Below are 17,666 nucleotides of genomic sequence, written 5' to 3' on the forward strand. Positions count from 1 at the left end.
CACTTCTTGTCTACATCCAAAGAGCTGTTCACAGCAAAGGCGGCCACCGGTATTGAAGGTCTGGACGACATTCTTGCCGGGGGGCTTTCACGCAGCCACCTGTTCCTGCTCGAAGGTGAGCCAGGCACCGGTAAAACGACCGTAGCCCTGCACTTCCTACAGGCAGGCGCCCGCAATGGCGAACGTTCGCTGTACATCACCCTGTCGGAGACCGAACGCGAGTTGCGCCAGGGTGCCAAGTCCCACGGGTGGGACCTGGACGAACACATTCATATCTTTGAACTCACGCCGCCGGAAAGCCTGCTGAATGCCGAGCACCAGCAGAGCCTGCTGTACTCCTCGGACCTTGAGCTGGGTGAAGCCACCCGGCAGATTTTCGAAGTGGTGGAACGGGTCAAACCCACCCGCGTGGTCATCGACAGCCTTTCGGAAATCCGCTTGCTGGCCCAAAGCTCCCTGCGCTATCGCCGGCAAATCCTCGCCATCAAGCATTACTTCGTGCGCTACGACGCCACGGTGTTGCTGCTGGACGACCTGACCACCGAGTCCCTCGACAAAACCGTACACAGCGTGGCCCACGGCGTGATTCGCCTGGAAGAGCTGACCCCCAACTACGGCGCCGAACGCCGGCGCGTGCGGATAGTGAAATACCGTGGCCAGAAGTACCGCGGCGGCTTTCACGACTTCACCATCATGGAAGACGGCGTGCATGTATTCCCGCGCCTGGTGGCGGCCGAGCACCGTGGCGGCTACAACCGTCAGACCTTGACCAGCGGCATCGGCGAAATGGATGCCTTGTTGGGCGGCGGGATCGAAACCGGTTCCAGCACCTTGATCCTGGGCCCGGCCGGTACCGGTAAATCGCTGATCTCGATGATCTTCGCCGCCGCTGCCGTTGCCCGGGGCGAGAAAGCCGCGCTGTTCATTTTTGATGAAGAGTTGGGGCTGCTGTTCGAGCGCATGAAGAACATGGGCATCGACCTGGAAGCCCTGCAAGGCACCGGCAACCTGCTGATCGAGCAAGTCGATGCCGCCGAACTGTCCCCCGGCGAATTCTCCCACCGGGTGCGCCGCTGCGTGGATGAACGCGGGATCAAGACGGTGGTGATCGACAGCGTCAACGGCTACCAGGCCGCGATGCCGGAAGAAAACGCGCTGATCCTGCACATGCATGAACTGCTGCTGTACCTCAACCGCCGTGGCGCCGCGACCTTCATGACCGTGGCCCAGCATGGGCTGGTGGGCGACATGCAGGCGCCGGTGGACATCACCTATCTGGCCGACACCGTGATCCTGCTGCGTTACTTCGAAGCCCTCGGCAAAGTCCGCCGGGCCATCTCGATCATCAAGAAACGTACGGGCAGCCACGAATCGACGATTCGTGAATACCGTATCGGCAGCCGAGGCATGACCATCGGCGAACCCCTCGACGCGTTCCAGGGTGTGTTGCGTGGCGTCCCCACCTACATGGGCACCGATAACCCGCTGCTCAAGGAAGAAGGTTCGTGAGTGGCGCACCCGCCATCTCCGAGCGGGCAATCATCCTGGCGCCACTGGGCCGCGACAGCACTCTGGCGCTGATGATGCTCAACGAGGCGGGCTTCAGCGGCATCGTCGCCAGCCACCTGCAGATGCTGTGCGACGAACTGGAACAGGGCGCCGGATTGCTGATCGTCGCGGCCGAGGCCATGCACGGCATCGACCTGGAACCGCTGCTGACTCATTTGCAGCATCAGCCGGCGTGGTCGGACTTGCCCATCGTGCTGATGACCCACCATGGCGGCAGCGGACAGAACGGCTCATCGCGCTTGAGTACGCTGCTGGGCAACGTCACCTTCCTGGAGCGGCCGTTCCATCCGGTGACCCTAATCAGCCTGGTGACCACGGCGCTGCGCGGTCGCCGGCGGCAATACGAAGCCCGCGACCGTCTGATCGACCTGAGCCAGAGCGAACAACGCCTGCAAAGTACGCTGGAAACCCTCGAACAGCAGGTGGAAGAACGCACCGCACAGCTGCGCAATAACGAAGAAGCGCTGCGCCAATCACAGAAAATGGAAGCTGTGGGCCAATTGACCGGCGGTATCGCCCATGACTTCAACAACATGCTTACCGGCATCATCGGCAGCCTTGAGTTGCTGCGACGACGGGTGGCCCGAGGGCGCATCGACGACCTCGACAGCCTGATCGACCTGGGCGTGACCTCGGCCAACCGCGCCGCCGCCCTGACCCACCGCCTGCTGGCATTCTCCCGGCGCCAGTCGCTGGATTCAAAACCGGTGCAGATCAACCAACTAGTGGCGTCCATGGGCGAGCTGCTGCAACGCAGCCTCAACGAGAGCATTGCCCTGGACATAAGGCTGAGCGAGCAGCTGTGGACCGCCGAGGTCGACCCCAATCAACTCGAAAGCGCCCTACTGAACCTCGCGATCAATGCGCGGGACGCCATGCCCAGTGGCGGCCAACTGGTGGTGGAAACCACCAATCGTCACCTCGACAACGTGTTTACGGCGGCCTACGGCACCCTCACTCCCGGTGACTACGTGGAGCTGAGCGTCAGCGACACCGGCTGCGGCATGCCCGAAAGCGTGATCAGCCGCGCCTTTGACCCGTTCTTCACCACCAAGCCGATTGGCCAGGGCACGGGCCTGGGGCTGTCGATGATTTATGGCTTTGCCCGCCAGTCCCATGGCCACGTGACGATTCACAGCGTGGTCGGCGAAGGCACCACCGTCAGCCTGTTCCTGCCGCGTTTCGTGGGCGAAATAATCGCTGATGAAACGCCCAATCCCGCCTTGCTGCCCTTCGCCAATGCCGGCGAAACCGTGCTGATCGTCGAAGACGACCCGGCCGTTCGGGTGCTGGTCAGCGCCGTGTTGAGTGAGTTGGGCTATGCGTTTGTGGAAGCCGGTGACGCCGACGGCGCCATGCCGATCATCGAGTCCAGCCAGCGGATTGACCTGTTGATCAGTGACGTTGGCCTGCCCGGCATGAATGGCCGGCAACTCGCGGAAATCGGCCGCCAGGTGCGCCCGGACTTGAAGGTGCTGTTTATCACCGGCTATGCGGAGCATGCGGCCGTGCGTGGGGGGTTTCTGGACCCCGGCATGCAGATGATCACCAAGCCCTTTACCTTTGATTTGTTGACGGCGAAGGTGCGGGAGATGATCAGGGCGTGAAGAGGGAGCACGCCCCCTCTTCACCTGCCCTCAGGCCAACAACCGCTGAATGTGCTCCTGCAACGTATCCAGATCAAACGGCTTGGCCAGGATCGGTGCGTTGCGGGTGATCGGGCTGTTGCAGTCGAGAATTTCCTGCGGGTAGCCGCTGATAAAGATCACCTTCAATTCAGGCCGCAGCTTGATCGCGGGCTCGGCGATCTGCACGCCGGAGATGCCGCCCGGCAGGCGATAGTCGGTCACCATCAGGTCCAGGTGCGGCTTGGTGGCCAGGATTTCAAACGCCTGCTCACCATCAATCGCCTTCAATACCCGGTACCCGAGGCCCGACAGGTACTCACCCAACACAAACATAATCGACTCGTCATCTTCGACGATCAGAACCACATCTTGCGCATCTTCACTCATGGGAAGCCTTTGTCCGGTCAATTGCTGCTGATACGACCATAGGGTCACGCAGAGGTTGCGTCGGATTCACGATTGATTTCACGCCCCGGCCTCCAGGGGCAAACAGACGCGAAACAGGGCGCCCTCGCCTATCCGGCTTTCAACTTCGATAGTACCGCCGTGGGCCGCGATAATCTGTTCGGAGATAAACAGGCCGAGGCCCAGGCCCGCCACCGCATGGCTGGCCGACACCCGCTCGAACTGCTGGAAAATCCGCTTCTGGTTGTCTTCGCTGATACCAATCCCGTGGTCCCGCACCTCGACGCGCGCCTCACCGTGCTCGGCATACACCCGCACTTCCACCGGGCTCTTGGCCCCGTAACGCAGGGCATTGGTCAGCAGGTTGGACACCACTTGCTCGATACGGAACTCGTCCCAGTTGCCCACGACCGGGCCTTCTTCGATCCATTTCACCGAGGACTCGGCCGCGGCGACTTGCGGGGCAAAGTTCTCCAGCAGGTTGCGCACCAGTTGCGTCAGGTCAAAGCGCCCTGGGCGAATGGACAGCTTGCCGGTACGGATGCGCGACACGTCGAGCATGTCTTCGATCAAGCGGATCAGGCTCTGGATCTGCCGCTCATCGCGGTCGACCATGGCGTGCATCTTGTCCAGGGTGAACGCGGCGGCGTTGTCCCGGGCCAGGTGCATCTTGCGCAATTGGGTTTCCAGGATCAGCCCGTTCAGGGGCGTGCGCACTTCATGGGCAACGATCGACATGAAGTCGTCACGCATGCGCACCGCCTGCTCAAGCTCGGCCTGGGTCGCCTGCAAGCGCGTCAACAAGGCTTCCTGCTCGCGACGGCTCTGCTCCAGGGCTTCCACCTGCAGCTTCATCGCCTTGCTCTGGCGGTAGAGGTCGACGAACACATTGACCTTGCTCTTGACCGCATGGATATCCAGCGGCTTGTGCAGGAAGTCCACGGCCCCGCTTTCGTAGCCCTTGAACGCATAGTTGAGTTCACGGCCGGCGGCGCTGACAAACACGATGGGGATGTTCTTGGTCTTTTCAGTGCCACGCATCAACTCGGCCAGTTCGAAGCCGTTCATGCCCGGCATCTGCACGTCGAGAATGGCCATGGCGAACTCGTGCTCCAACAGCAGCGACAAGGCCTCGTCGGCGCTCAGTGCCTTGTAGACCTGACGGTCCTCGCGCTTGATCAGCGCTTCAAGGGCCAGCAGGTTTTCCGGCAGATCGTCGACGATCAGCAGTTTGGCCTGGACAGTACTTAACATGGGGACGATTCCAGGGAGGCCAGCAACTCGCCGATGCGGCTCAAGGTGAGGATATAGTCGGGTTCATGCAGCGCCAGGGCGGCCCGGGGCATCACGGCGACCCGTGCCTCCAAGGGGTCCTGGACCACGGTGATGCCTGCGCACTGCTTGACGTGGGCCAGGCCCCGGGCGCCGTCCTGATTGGCGCCCGTCAGCAGGACAGCCAGCAAGCCCGCGCCATAGACGTCGGCCGCCGATTCGAACAGGTAGTCAATGGCGGGCCGGGAATGGTGCACACGGTCCTCCTGGCTCAGGGACAGGCTGCGGTCGTGCTCCACCGACAGGTGATAGCCGGGGCCGGCAAAATACAGGGTGCCTGGCTGGATCAGTTCCTTGTCGCGGGCCTCGACCACGCTCATCGACACGCGCCGGTCGAACACTTCCGCCAACTGGCTGCGACGCTCGTCTGGCAGGTGCAACACGGTGATGATCGGCAGGCTGAAGCTGGCGGGCAAGGCGCTGAAGATACTCAGCAACGCCTCGACCCCGCCTGCGGAAGCGCCGATCACAATAGCCTCGATCCCGGATACCGGGCTGGCAGCAGCTTGGTTCATAATTTTCGGTAGATCCGTTCTTGCTTGACCAGGGGTTCGAACCGTTTGCTGTAGGCCGAGAAATCCAGGGTTTCCTTGCTGCCCAGCACCAGGAAGCCGCGATGGCACAGCGACTCATGAAACAATCCAAACGCTCGATCCTGCAACTTTTTATTGAAATAAATCAGTACGTTACGACATGAAATTAATTGAGTTTCTGAGAATACGCTGTCCGTCGCCAGGCTGTGATCGGCGAAGGTCACGTTCTCGCGCAGGGTCTTGTCAAAGATCGCGTGATCGTAAGCCGCGGTGTAGTAATCGGCAAATGAACATCGCCCACCGGCCTGCTGGTAGTTGTGGGTATACGCGCGAATGTTCTCCAGGGAGAAAATCCCCTGCTTGGCTTTTTCCAGGGAGCGGGGATTGATGTCGGTGGCATAGATGATGGTGCGCTCCAGCAAGCCCTCCTCCCGCAGCAGGATGGCCATGGAGTAAACCTCTTCCCCGGTACTGCAGCCCGCGATCCAGATCTTGATCGACGGGTAGGTCTTGAGCAGCGGCACCACCTCCTGGCGAATCGCCAGGAAATGCGACGGGTCGCGAAACATCTCGCTGACGGGAATGGTCAGGAACTGCAGCAACTGCATGAACGCCGTCGGGTCGTGCAGCACCCGCTCCTGCAAGGCCGAGATGGTATTGCAGTCGAACTGGCGCAGGGCATGGGCCACGCGGCGTTTTACCGACGCGCCGGAGTAATCGCGAAAGTCATAGCTGTACTTGAGGTAAATAGCCTCGATCAGCAAGCGCAGTTCAATATCGGTGCTTCGTTCCAATTAGCGTCTTTCCACTTAAATGCGTTCCATCTTCGGGAGCCATACCCGAATCAACGAAAACAATCGGTCAAGGTCGATGGGCTTGGCCAGGTAATCGTTGGAGCCCGCTGCCAGGCAGCGCTCCTGATCGTCCTTCATGGCCTTGGCCGTTACCGCGATGATCGGCAGTTTGCGCCAGCGCGGGTCCTGGCGGATCAAGGCCGTGGCCTCGTAACCGTCCATCTCCGGCATCATCACGTCCATCAACACCAGGTCGATGTCATCGACCTCATTGAGCTTCTCGATCGCCTCACGGCCGTTACGGCCAATGACGACAATCGCGCCCTTGTGTTCCAGGGCGCTGGTGAGGGCGAAGATATTGCGCACATCGTCATCCACCAGCAGCACCTTGCGCCCCTCGAAGACCCTGTCGCGACTGCGGGCGGTCCTGAGCATTGTCTGGCGTTCATGGGACAACTTGGATTCGACTTTGTGCAGAAAGAGTGTGACTTCGTCCAGCAGGCGCTCGGGAGAACGGGCGCCCTTGATGATGATCGAGCGCGAATACTTACGCAGTTCGGCCTCTTCGTCCCGGGTCAGGTTGCGCCCGGTGTAGACGATTACCGGCGGGAACGAACAGATGTCTTCGGTGGACATGCGCTTGAGCAACTCGTTGCCCAGCATGTCCGGCAGCTTGAGGTCGATGATCATGCAGTCGTAGATATTGTTGCGCAACAGGTCCAGGGCTTCCTGGGCGAAGCCAACGGCAGTGATTTCGATGTCATCGTCGCCGATCAGGCGGGCAATGCTGTCGCGCTGCAAGTCGTCGTCTTCCACCAGCAGGATGCGCTTGACCTTTTGCGTCAGCTTGGCCTCCAGGCGCGCAAAGACATCCTTGAGTTCTTCACGGGTGGTCGGCTTGACCGCATACCCCACGGCGCCCATGTGCATGGCCGCCTCGACGCGGTCTTCGACGGAAATCACGTGCACCGGGATGTGGCGGGTCCCGGCATGTTCCTTGAGGCGTTGCAGCACGGTCAATCCGGAATGGTCCGGCAGGCGCATGTCCAGCAGGATGGCATCGGGAATGTACTGTTCCGCCAGGCTGTAGCCTTCGTCCGCGCCATGGGCCACCAGGCAGTGGTAACCGAGTTCATGGGCGAGGTCGAACAGAATGCGCGCAAAGTTGGGCTCGTCTTCCACCACCAGGATGCAGCGGGTGGTAAACGGTGCCTTGTCACGGTCATCGATGAAGCGCGGGATCTGCGCCGCGTCGGCGACAGGCAGCGGCGAAACCTTGACCGGGGCCGGCGCGGGGGCCGGGACCACCACACGCGGCGCCTCGATGGCCGGTGCGTCTGCGTCACGCTCAACGTAGTGTTCCGGCAGCACCAGGGTAAAGACGCTGCCCTGGCCCGGCTCACTGGTCACACTGATGTACCCGCCCAGCAGGCTGGCCAGGTCACGGGAGATCGACAGCCCCAGGCCGGTACCGCCGTAACGGCGGTTGGTGGTGCCATCGGCCTGGCGGAAGGCTTCGAAGATGCTTTCCTGCTGGTCCGGCGCAATTCCGATCCCTGAGTCGCGCACGGTGAAGGCAATGCCCTCGTCCGGCTGGCGGGAGACCGTCAGGCTGACCTGGCCCTTCTCGGTGAACTTGACCGCGTTGGACAGCAGGTTCTTCAGAATCTGCTCCAGGCGCTGGCGGTCGGTGTACAGCATGTGCGGTGAACCTTCCTGCACCTGCACCTGGAACCCGAGTTTGCGGTCGGCCGCCAGGGGCTCGAACATCCCACGCAAACCATCCACCAGGCGCGCGACGCTGGTGTTCTCGGGGCGCATTTCCAGCTTGCCGGCCTCCACCTTTGAGATGTCGAGGATGTCGTTGATCAGGTTGAGCAAGTCGTTGCCGGCCGAATAGATCGACTCGGCAAACTTGACCTGTTCGGCGCTGAGGTTTTCCTGGGGGTTCTCTGCCAGCAGCTTGGCCAGGATCAGCGAACTGTTGAGCGGCGTGCGCAGCTCGTGGGACATGTTGGCGAGGAATTCGGACTTGTACTTGCTGGAGCGCTGCAACTCGTCGGCACGCTCTTCCAGCTCGATCTGTACGCGATTGAGCTGGACGTTCTTCTGGTCCATGGCATCGCGCTGTTCGGCCAGGGTCTGGGTCTGCTCGGCCAACTGTTCGTTGGTCTGTTCCAGTTCCGCCTGCTGGGTTTCCAGGTGTGCCTGGGACTCCTTGAGAATGCGTGACTGCTCTTCCAGCTCTTCGTTGGCGGTCTTGAGTTCTTCCTGCTGAACCTGCAGCTCTTCATTGAGCTGTTGGGTTTCGGCCAGTACTTCTTGCAAACGCTGGCGATAACGGGCGGCTTCGATGGACGTGCCGATGTTGTCGGCGATCAACTCCAGCAATTCCACGTCACGTTCCTCCAACTCGCGCAGGAAGCCCAGTTCGATCACACCGTTGACCCGGCCATCATCGCTGGTCGGCACCACCAGCACACTGCGGGTAGGGCCCTCGCCCAGGCCGGAACTGACCTTGAAGTAGTCCACCGGCACATCGTCGAGGCGAATCAGGCGGTCCTGGCGGGCCGACTGGCCGACGATGCCCTCATCGTTGTAGATCGACTGTTCCTGCTGCTCTTGCTCACGGGAGAAGCCATAGGTGGCCACCCGTGTGAGGCCGCCGTGCTCTTCACGCACATACAGCGCGGCCACCGCCGAGCCCATGTATTGGGCGAAGAACTGCAACACATTGCGGCCCAGCATGTTCAAGGTCAGCTGGCCCAGCACCTGTTCGGCCAGTTCGGTCTGGCCGTTGCGCAGCCACGCCTGCTGTTCAAGGCGCTTGGCAATCCTCTGTTGCGACTCGAGGTTTTCGCTGTAACTTGTTGATAGTTCTAATAGATTTTTTCTTCCGACATACGCCAGGATGCCGCTCAACCCGAGCACAAACACCAGGTACAGGCTGACGCTCATGATAGTGGTGCGAGTGACGTCTTCATTGCGGGTGATGCGGAACTGTTGCTCCATCGCCACCGCCCGGTCGTACTCCTTGCGGATCTCGTCTGTCAGGCTCTTGCCGCGCCCGGCTTTCACGGCCGAACGGTAATCGCCGTTCTGGCGCTGCATATCAATCATCGACTGGGCGTAGGTGTTCCACGCCATTTGCAGCGACTCCAGGCGCTTGAGTCGGTCCACCTGCTCCGGGTTATCCGCCACCAGCTCCTGCAAGTTGCGCAGGTCGGAGATGATCCGCGGCTTGGCCACTTCGTAAGGGTCGAGGAAATGCTCGTCGCCAGTGATCAAAAAGCCGCGCATGCCGGTTTCCAGGTCAACCGTCAGCTTTGAGGTTTCGTTGAGGTTGTTGATCACCCGATCGGTGTGTTCGACCCACTGGATCACCGACAACAGGTAGGTGATCAGGCACACGAAAAACACCGCGCTGAGCACGCCGACACCCAGGGGCAACGCCACGTTGCGGCTCAACAGTTTACGGAAGCTTTTCTCATCGACTGACGACGCGGGAGTCATGGGGATGCCTTGGCCAAATGCGGAAAAACGAGGAGTTTGCCCCAAAGTCGCGCCTGAGCGCTATTTTTCTGCCAGCATTGGCCACATTTACTGCCTAACTCATTGAAAAATATACGAGCACCCGTGTTTTTCTACAGGTTGCAATGCGCGCTGAAACGCGGCTTCGGCACACCACGATTGAGTAACACCGGAGGACATTCCTACGCATTACCGGCACAATGCCTACCTTGTTTCGGGAACTTGCCGAGATTGACGCAACTCATTAGAGGATGGTCTTTCAACTGATCAAGACCTGTACCCTCCACTTCTCGGGAACTCTCACTATGTCCGCCGCAGCCTCCACCATCCTTGTAGTCGAAGACGACGCCATCGTGCGCATGCTGATCGTCGATGTCCTCGAAGAGCTGGAGTTCCAGGTGCTTGAAGCGGCAGACGCCGAAAGCGCCCTGGGTATCGTCAACAATTCCGCGCTGACCATCGACTTGATGATGACCGACGTCGGCCTGCCAGACATGGACGGTAAGCAGTTGGCCGTCAAGGCGCGCGAATCACGCCCCGCCCTGCCCATCCTGTTTGCCAGCGGCTACGCAGAAAATATCGACGTGCCGGACGGCATGCAGGTGATCGCCAAACCCTTCTCGATTGATCAACTTCGCGACAAAGTAAAATCCATGCTGGCCTGATTTCCTCGGTCACTTGCGTGATTGCCCCCACACAAACCAACTAATTCTTTCGTTTGACTAGCGAGTCTGAATTTTGCTGCTAGTTTCAAACGACATATCCTACAAGAAATAGTGAAAAAGGACAGTCCGATAGCCTGTTTAAACACGCTATCGGGAACGTCACCAGGGAATTGGGGAGTTGTCATGTTCAGGTCATCGTATCTTCCGGCATTCGTGCTGGCGTCATCCGTGTTGCCTATGTTTGCGGCCCACGCCGATAACGCCGAGACCGCCAACAAGAGCAACAACCCCCTGAACCTCGCGCCGGGCGCGAACCTGCAGGATTACTACACCCCCAGGCTCTTCGACAGCAACGCCCACACCAATGACTTGCTGCTACGAGGCACATTGCCAGTAGCCCCATCGGATTTCATCGGCGTGCCCCAGTTACTGCGCGCCACCCTGCCCCTGAGCACCCGCCCCGATCCCCACAGCGGCTACAGCACCGGGATTGGCGACCTGAACCTGTTCGATATTTTCCTGCTCAAGACCGACGGCGTGCAGTTGGGCATTGGTCCGCAAATCACCGCGCCCACTGCCGAACACGATGAGCTGGGCACCGGCAAATGGCAGGCGGGTCTTGCGGCGGTGGCCATCGATGCGTCGCCCCGTGGCCTGCTTGGCGCACTGGTGCAATACCAAAGCTCGTTCGCCGGGGACCGCGACCGGGCTCATGTGGAAAGTGCCACCTTCCAGCCCTTCGTCATGCATAACCTGCCCAAGGGCTGGTACTTGCGCTCCACCGGCACCTGGACCTTCGACCTGAAGAACGACACCCATTACATCCCGATCGGTTTCGGTGTGGGCAAGGCGTGGAAAGCCGGGACCAATATCCTCAATGCCTACGTCGAACCGCAGTGGACCGTCGCCCGCAAAGGCGATGGCCTGCCGCAGTTCACCCTGTTTGCCGGGATCAACGTGACGTTTGGGAAATAAGGAAGTGTCATGCACGCTCTGATTCGTAGTGCCGGTTTCTGCCTGTTAACCCTGGCTGCCGGTGTACAGGCACAGCCCCTGGATACACGCATCGGCCCGATCACCATGGAGGGCGAGCTGCCGGCCCACAGCGAAATTGCCAAGCTGTATGGCGAGCTGGATTTCCAGCAGGCCACCCAGAGTTTTCTCTGGGCCTTGCCGCTGGTGTCCTACGCCCAATGGCAGGACGAATTCAGCACCAAGCTCGGCGCGCGCAGCGGCGACCTGATGGTGCTGACCACCTACGAAGACAAGCTCGGTGTGATCACTGCCAACGCCACCACGCCTTACATTCTCGGCTTCGTCGACCTCAACGAGACCGGCCCGCTGGTGATCGAGCTACCACCGGGGCCAACAGCCGGCGGTGTCGGCGACTTCTGGCAACGGGCAATCATCGACATGGGCCAGACCGGCCCCGACCAGGGCAAAGGCGGCAAGTACCTGGTACTGCCGCCGGGCCAGCAACCACCCGCCGATGCCGGCAAGTATTACCTGGCCAAGTCAGAAACCATGAACGTGCTGGTGGGCTTTCGCGTACTCGACCCCGACCCGGCCAAGGGCAAGGCACTGATCGAACAATTCAAGATGTACCCCTACGCCCAACGCGCCAACCCGGCCAAGACCCGCTTGCTGTCCCCCGGCGGCAAACCCTGGTCCGGCACCCAGCCACGGGGCATGGCTTATTGGGAGCGCCTGCACGGGATTATCCAGAAAGAACCGGTCAACGAGCGTGACCGCTTCTATATGGCAATGCTCTCCAGCCTGGGTATCGAAAAGGACAAACCGTTCAACCCCAACGATCGACAGCGCCAGGCCCTGGAGCAAGGTGCACAGATGGGCGAGCTGATCGCCAAGGCCAACGCCTTCGCCAAGCGTTTCCCCCAGGCCCAGTACTGGAAAGACCGGCAATGGGACACGGTGCTGAACATTACCGAGCCGTCCCAGCGCGTGGCCTACTACGATCAACTCTGGGAACGCAGCGCCTGGTTCTACGAGGCCGTGACCAACACCAAGGGCATGGTCTCCAAGACCCCGGGCCTGGGCCAGACGTACCTGGGCGCCTATACCGACAACAAGGGCCAATGGCTCGACGGTGGCCAGTCTTACACCCTGCACGTGCCCGCCAATCCGCCGGCCAAGCAGTTCTGGTCATTGACCGTGTATGACATCGCCAGCCGCTGCCTGATCGACAACCCGCAGCGTAAAGCGGACCTGTCGTCACGCCAGGACCTGAAGAAAAATGCGGACGGATCGGTAGATCTTTACTTTGGCCCTCACGCGCCAAAAGACTTCGAGAGCAACTGGGTGCAAACTCTGCCCGGCAAACACTGGTTCAGCTATTTCCGACTGTACGCCCCCACCGAGGCCTACTTCGATAAAAGCTGGAAACTCGACGACATCAGACTGATTCAGTAAGGACGCAACAACATGATTCGAACTCCGACGCGCCTGCTGTTGGCGAGCCTCTCGATTCTCATGAGCACCGGCGCCTGGGCCGACTTCACCGCGACGCCGAGTGAAGCCCGGGCCATCGCCAAGGAAGCCTACCTCTATGGCTTCCCGGTGGTGGAGATGTACAAGACCCTCTACACCCAGGCCGTCGACAAGACCGGGCCAAACTACAAGGCACCGTTCAACCATATCGGCAACACCGCGCAGCTGTTCACGCCGAAGGACACTGCGTTCGTCACGCCGAACTCCGACACGCCCTACTCTTTCGTCTGGCTGGACCTGCGCGCCGAACCGGTGGTGCTGACCCTGCCGAAGATCGAAGACAACCGCTACTACTCGGTGCAGCTGATCGACCTCTACACCCAGAACTTCGGCTACCTGGGCACCCGCAGCACCGGCAACAACGGCGGGCACTACATGATCGCCGGCCCCAACTGGAAAGGTCAGCAGCCCCCCAACGTCGACCGCGTGGTGTACAGCGAAAGCAACATCGCCTACGCGCTGTACCGCACACAGTTGTTCGATGACAAGGACCTGGGCAAGGTCAAGCAGATTCAAAGCGGCTACAAGGTCCAGACCCTCAGCAACTACGTGAACCAACCCAAACCCGTCAAGCCGCCGAAGATTGCCTGGCCCAAGCCAACCCCCACCATGAGCGACAGCATCCACCTGTTCCGCTACCTGAACTTCATGCTGGGTTACGCAGCCCCTCAGGACAGTGAGAAAGACGTGCTCGCGCGGTTTGCCAAAATCGGCGTCGAGGCGGGCAAGCCGTTTGACCTCAAGGCCCTGACGGCTGAGCAACGCAAGGCGCTGGAAGACGGGATTGCCGACGGAAAGGCCGAATTTGCCGCGTTCAAGAAAGACAAGATCGACACTCACCAGGTTGCCAGCGGTGACTTTTTCGGTTCGCGGGACCACCTCAACAACAATTATCTGTATCGCTACGTGGGCGCCAACCTCGGGATCTTCGGCAACTCGACAGATGAAGCCGCCTACTTGAGCTACTTCGTCGACAGCGAGGGCAAACCGGCCAACGGTGCACGTCACAGCTACACCGTACATTTCGCCAAGGACCAACTGCCACCGGCCGAGGCGTTCTGGTCGCTGACCATGTACGACGCCAAGACCAAGCTGCTGGTGCCCAACCTGAAGAAGCGCTACCTGCTCAACTCGCGGATGTTGCCCAACTTCAAGTTTGACGCCGACGGCGGCCTGACCTTGCTGGTGGCGCACCACGAGCCACCGAAAGCCGAACAAAGCAACTGGCTGCCGGCACCACCCGGCCCGTTCTACGCCGTATTGCGCATTTACCTGCCCAAGCCTGAGGTAGGTAGCGGCCAATGGAAGCTGCCACCGCTCACACCGATCAAATAGCGCCTGATCCAGTAGCACCGCTGCACCCCTGACATCAGGCATTTACAAGGAGTAGAGCCATGGTTTCACGTAGTCAATTGAGTGCGTTTACCGCCGCCACGCTGGCACTGATGCCAGGGATAGGGTTTGCCGACAATGCCAGGGATTGGCAAAACACCCCCAAGGACTTGAACCTGGTGTTCGGCTACTACAACCGGGTCGACACCAACACCCCGATCGACACCACGCTGCCGATCACCGGCCTGTCGTTGAATGCCGACCTTTATCTGTTCCGCTACGCCCGTTCATTTGACATCGACGGGCGCAATACCGCGATCCAGTTTATCCAGCCTTACGCCGATGTTTCGGCGTCCTTCGACAACGCACAGTTTTTCAGCGGCACCAAGCACAACGGTGGCATGGGTGATACGCAGGTGGTGTTTGCCCATAACATCTTCGGCGGCCCCGCACTCAGCGCCGAGGAGTTTGCCAGCTGGAAGCCCGAGACATTCCTCACCGGCGCGCTGTGGGTGACGATGCCCACCGGCGATTATGACAAGGACCGCATCATCAACATCGGCTCCAACCGCTGGGTGTTCAAGCCGGAACTGGCCTTCGGTACGCCCATCGGCCCGACCTGGCTGGAGATCAATACCTACGTGTCACTGTTCGGCGCCAACAAGGATTACCACGGTGACAGCAAGCTGGATCAAAAGCCGCTGTATGCCATCGAAGGTCACTACAGCTACACCATCAACCGCGCCCTCTGGGTCTCCCTGGACGCCACTTACAACCGGGGCGGCGAAAGTAAGATCGACGGCGACTGGCAAGACAACAAGCAGGAAAACGGCCTGCTGGGCGCCAGCCTGGGTTTTATGCTGTCACCGCAATTTGGCGGCCTGATCGCCTATAACGACACGGTGTCCGAGCGCACCGGTTCGCCGGATGTAAACACCTGGACCTTCCGCCTGCAGTACGTCTGGTGAACAGCGTGCGCTACGCAGCGCTCTATGCCGGGTTACTCGGCAGTGTCGGTGTGTCCGCCGCCAACCTGCCAGACCTTGGCACCGCCTCCGGCCCGGTTGTCAAAGCCGACGCCGAGACCTGCCACCGCCTGCAGCAAAACTTTGATATCGACCTCAAGCAAGTGGTCAAGGCCGGCTGCGAGCCCTCTACCGAGCAGATCGCCAAGCTGATGGACAACCCGGTGGGCAACCTCGTGCTGCTGTTCAATCAGTTCGACTACAGCGCCCTAAAGGGCCCCCACAGCAATGGCACCCGTTACTTGGGCAAATACAGCTTCATGCCCACCTTCCCGATTTCCCTCGGTGAAGACTGGAACCTGATCAACCGCCTGCCCGTCAGCTATGTGAGCGCACCGGTCAACCAGAAGGCCGGCGACCTGGTGGGCATGAGCCCTTATGGGGTGCTGACCGACCGGGCATTCCCCTCGGTGGTCAATGACCCGTTCGACCGCACCTCGGGCTTCGGTGACTTGGCTTATGTGGGTGTGTTCTCCCCCAAGCAGCCGGTGCGCTTTGCCAATGGCGGCAAGATGGTCTGGGGCTTCGGCCCGACGGCGATGTTCCCCACCGCTGAAAAAGACGTGCTGGGCACCGGCAAGTACTCCCTCGGTCCGGCATTTGTAGCCGCCTACCTCGGTGAAGACTGGACGCTAGGGGTGTTCCCCCAGCATTGGTGGTCGGTGGGCGGCGATGCCCGGCGCAAAGACGTGAGCCTGACCAATATCCAGTACTTCATCCAGCGCACCATTCCGGGCCCCAGCCAATGGCGGGTGGGCATGACACCCAACGTCACCGTCAACTGGAAAGCCGAAGGCGGCAACAAGGTCAACTTCCCCATCGGCCTGGGGGCCGGGCGGATCGTGTACTTCGGCAAGCTGCCGGTGCGCATTTCCGGCGAGGTGCAGTACTCGGTGATTCACGCCGACGACCTGATCAGCAGCCGCTGGAATTTCCGCCTGTCGTTTATCCCGGTGATCCCGACTTTCATGCTTTGAACGAGGTGCGCCATGCGCAGTTTTCAGTGCACACGCGTGTTGTTGATCGGCCTGATATTCAGTGCCCATACCGCGGCCTGGGCCGACGAACTTGAACCCAAGGCCCTGACCGCCCTGGAGCAGATGGGCGGCTACCTGCGCAGCCTGCAACAGTTTCGCATCGACGCCCACAGCCACACCGACCAGGTGCTGGATAACGGCCAGACCATCGAATTCAGCCACCAGACCCGCCTCGTGGCGATGCAACCGGACAAGCTGCAAGTCTCGGTGGAAAGCGACGGTGAACGGCGCAGCCTGTTCTACAACGGTAAAAGCTTCACCCTGTACGACAGCCGCAGTGGCTACTTCGCCAACCAGGCAGCCCCGGCGAACATCGGCGGGCTGCTGGATCAATTGAGCGAGCGCTATGGCATCGAGTTGCCCCTGGCCGACCTGTTCCGCTGGAACCCCGGCACCGCCAGGGAGGTGGGCATCAGCAACGCCGTGCTGATCGGCAGCGAAACCATCGACGGCCAGACCTGCACCCACTACGCCTACCGCCAGCCGGACATCGACTGGCAACTGTGGATTCGCCAAGGCCCGCAGCCGTTGCCATGCCGGCTGGTCATCAGCCGCCGCGACACCGCCGAACACCCCCGGCACAGCGTCAACTACCTGTGGCAACTCAACAGCCCGCCCGCGGCCAAGGACTTTGAGTTCAGCCCACCGGCCGGCGCCCGCGCGGTGCCCCTGCAACAGCTGGAGCCTCAGGGAGAACAGCCATGAAAAGCACGGCGGCGGTGCTGACCGCGAGTTTGCTGCTGACGCTGTTCGACCCGCTGGCCGCCCAGGCCTGGCAACTGCGTGGCGGTGGCGGCGCACGGACGTTTGTGGTGCCCCATGGTGGTGGCGGCGGTTACCGGCCGCCAATGCCTGCGCCGCACCCGATGCCCGCGCCCCGGCCAATGCCGCCGCACCCGGAGCCGCACCCGCAGCCCCATCCTCAACCAGCACCGCACCCCGAGCCCGGGCCGCATCCGTATCCAGGCCCGGGACCACAACCTGGCCCACATCCTTATCCGGGACCCGGGCCACAACCGCATCCGATGCCGCCACCGCCACCGCCTCCACCGCCTCCGCCACCCCACGGAGATGACTGGTACCACCCGTGGGCGACCGCAGCCGTCGTCGGCGCCACCACGGCGACCCTCCTCGCCATCGGTACCCGCGTGACCACGGTGCCGGTGGATTGCGTCTCGGTGGTCGCCAATGGCGTGGCCTACCAGCACTGCGGGCCCACGTGGTACCAGCCGCAATACGTCGGCAGTTCCGTGCAGTACATCGTGGTCGCCGCGCCCTGGTGACCCACTGTTTCAAGGATGATTGTG

The 17,666-nt window shown here is 61.0% G+C and carries 15 protein-coding genes; 10 read left to right on the top strand and 5 right to left on the bottom strand.

What is annotated here, in order from left to right:
- Positions 1 to 6 precede the first annotated feature (6 nt).
- Both MUM_RS0114955 and MUM_RS0114960 read left to right on the top strand, forming a co-directional pair.
- Positions 7 to 1,509: an ATPase domain-containing protein gene (locus tag MUM_RS0114955; protein ID WP_010171101.1), complete on the top strand. Its 1,503-nt coding sequence runs from the start codon at positions 7 to 9 to the stop codon at positions 1,507 to 1,509.
- Complete coding sequence (locus MUM_RS0114960) at positions 1,506 to 3,176, top strand: response regulator (RefSeq protein ID WP_010171102.1); 1,671 nt, start codon at positions 1,506 to 1,508, stop codon at positions 3,174 to 3,176. Before MUM_RS0114955 ends, MUM_RS0114960 begins: the two co-directional genes overlap by 4 nt.
- A 30-nt stretch (positions 3,177 to 3,206) precedes the next feature.
- Here MUM_RS0114960 and MUM_RS0114965 read toward each other — a convergent pair whose 3' ends face one another.
- The 5 genes from MUM_RS0114965 to MUM_RS0114985 form a co-directional block, all read right to left on the bottom strand.
- Positions 3,207 to 3,584, bottom strand: a complete 378-nt coding sequence (locus tag MUM_RS0114965) for a response regulator (protein WP_010171103.1) — start codon at positions 3,582 to 3,584, stop codon at positions 3,207 to 3,209.
- Positions 3,585 to 3,662: 78 nt separating this feature from the next.
- A complete protein-coding gene (locus tag MUM_RS0114970) occupies positions 3,663 to 4,856 on the bottom strand; it encodes a hybrid sensor histidine kinase/response regulator (protein ID WP_010171104.1) in 1,194 nt (397 codons plus the stop codon).
- Positions 4,850 to 5,449, bottom strand: coding sequence for a chemotaxis protein CheB (locus MUM_RS0114975; RefSeq protein WP_010171105.1), 600 nt, complete (start codon positions 5,447 to 5,449; stop codon positions 4,850 to 4,852). The genes MUM_RS0114970 and MUM_RS0114975 overlap by 7 nt, the downstream gene beginning before the upstream one ends.
- On the bottom strand, positions 5,446 to 6,261 hold the full coding sequence (locus tag MUM_RS0114980) for a CheR family methyltransferase (protein ID WP_010171106.1): 816 nt from the start codon (positions 6,259 to 6,261) through the stop codon (positions 5,446 to 5,448). The genes MUM_RS0114975 and MUM_RS0114980 overlap by 4 nt, the downstream gene beginning before the upstream one ends.
- Before the next feature lie 15 nt (positions 6,262 to 6,276).
- Positions 6,277 to 9,774 (bottom strand): response regulator, encoded by a 3,498-nt coding sequence (locus tag MUM_RS0114985; protein WP_010171107.1) that lies wholly within the window; start codon positions 9,772 to 9,774, stop codon positions 6,277 to 6,279.
- Between the two features lie 323 nt (positions 9,775 to 10,097).
- Here MUM_RS0114985 and MUM_RS0114990 point away from each other — a divergent pair, with 323 nt between their 5' ends.
- From MUM_RS0114990 to MUM_RS0115025, 8 genes are all read left to right on the top strand, one after another.
- Positions 10,098 to 10,457 carry a response regulator gene (locus MUM_RS0114990; RefSeq protein WP_010171108.1) on the top strand — a complete coding sequence of 120 codons (360 nt, stop codon included), beginning with the start codon at positions 10,098 to 10,100 and terminating at the stop codon, positions 10,455 to 10,457.
- A gap of 237 nt (positions 10,458 to 10,694) precedes the next feature.
- A complete protein-coding gene (locus MUM_RS0114995; RefSeq protein ID WP_010171109.1) occupies positions 10,695 to 11,432 on the top strand; it encodes a hypothetical protein in 738 nt (245 codons plus the stop codon).
- A gap of 9 nt (positions 11,433 to 11,441) precedes the next feature.
- On the top strand, positions 11,442 to 12,887 hold the full coding sequence (locus MUM_RS0115000; protein WP_010171112.1) for a DUF1254 domain-containing protein: 1,446 nt from the start codon (positions 11,442 to 11,444) through the stop codon (positions 12,885 to 12,887).
- A gap of 12 nt (positions 12,888 to 12,899) precedes the next feature.
- Positions 12,900 to 14,300, top strand: a complete 1,401-nt coding sequence (locus MUM_RS0115005) for a DUF1254 domain-containing protein (RefSeq protein ID WP_010171114.1) — start codon at positions 12,900 to 12,902, stop codon at positions 14,298 to 14,300.
- 59 nt (positions 14,301 to 14,359) lie between these two features.
- Positions 14,360 to 15,265, top strand: a complete 906-nt coding sequence (locus MUM_RS0115010) for a transporter (RefSeq protein WP_010171116.1) — start codon at positions 14,360 to 14,362, stop codon at positions 15,263 to 15,265.
- The gene (locus MUM_RS0115015) at positions 15,262 to 16,299 is read left to right on the top strand and encodes a hypothetical protein (protein WP_010171118.1); all 1,038 of its coding nucleotides are present in this window, start codon (positions 15,262 to 15,264) and stop codon (positions 16,297 to 16,299) included. Before MUM_RS0115010 ends, MUM_RS0115015 begins: the two co-directional genes overlap by 4 nt.
- 12 nt (positions 16,300 to 16,311) lie before the next feature.
- On the top strand, positions 16,312 to 17,064 hold the full coding sequence (locus tag MUM_RS0115020; RefSeq protein WP_010171120.1) for a DUF2092 domain-containing protein: 753 nt from the start codon (positions 16,312 to 16,314) through the stop codon (positions 17,062 to 17,064).
- Positions 17,061 to 17,642: a hypothetical protein gene (locus MUM_RS0115025; RefSeq protein WP_010171121.1), complete on the top strand. Its 582-nt coding sequence runs from the start codon at positions 17,061 to 17,063 to the stop codon at positions 17,640 to 17,642. Before MUM_RS0115020 ends, MUM_RS0115025 begins: the two co-directional genes overlap by 4 nt.
- The last annotated feature ends 24 nt before the right edge of the window (positions 17,643 to 17,666 follow it).

Origin of the sequence: Pseudomonas sp. PAMC 25886 (assembly GCF_000242655.1) — a bacterium.
Lineage (GTDB): Bacteria > Pseudomonadota > Gammaproteobacteria > Pseudomonadales > Pseudomonadaceae > Aquipseudomonas.

Bases quoted from the DNA above. Each gene is read 5' to 3' on its own strand.
- MUM_RS0115000 (WP_010171112.1), top strand. From the start codon at position 11,442: ATGCACGCTCTGATTCGTAGTGCCGGTTTCTGCCTGTTAACCCTGGCT.
- MUM_RS0115010 (WP_010171116.1), top strand. From the start codon at position 14,360: ATGGTTTCACGTAGTCAATTGAGTGCGTTTACCGCCGCCACGCTGGCA.
- MUM_RS0115025 (WP_010171121.1), top strand. From the start codon at position 17,061: ATGAAAAGCACGGCGGCGGTGCTGACCGCGAGTTTGCTGCTGACGCTG.
- MUM_RS0114970 (WP_010171104.1), bottom strand. From the start codon at position 4,856: ATGTTAAGTACTGTCCAGGCCAAACTGCTGATCGTCGACGATCTGCCG.
- MUM_RS0115020 (WP_010171120.1), top strand. From the start codon at position 16,312: ATGCGCAGTTTTCAGTGCACACGCGTGTTGTTGATCGGCCTGATATTC.
- MUM_RS0114975 (WP_010171105.1), bottom strand. From the start codon at position 5,449: ATGAACCAAGCTGCTGCCAGCCCGGTATCCGGGATCGAGGCTATTGTG.
- MUM_RS0114985 (WP_010171107.1), bottom strand. From the start codon at position 9,774: ATGACTCCCGCGTCGTCAGTCGATGAGAAAAGCTTCCGTAAACTGTTG.
- MUM_RS0114995 (WP_010171109.1), top strand. From the start codon at position 10,695: ATGTTTGCGGCCCACGCCGATAACGCCGAGACCGCCAACAAGAGCAAC.
- MUM_RS0115005 (WP_010171114.1), top strand. From the start codon at position 12,900: ATGATTCGAACTCCGACGCGCCTGCTGTTGGCGAGCCTCTCGATTCTC.
- MUM_RS0114990 (WP_010171108.1), top strand. From the start codon at position 10,098: ATGTCCGCCGCAGCCTCCACCATCCTTGTAGTCGAAGACGACGCCATC.
- MUM_RS0114965 (WP_010171103.1), bottom strand. From the start codon at position 3,584: ATGAGTGAAGATGCGCAAGATGTGGTTCTGATCGTCGAAGATGACGAG.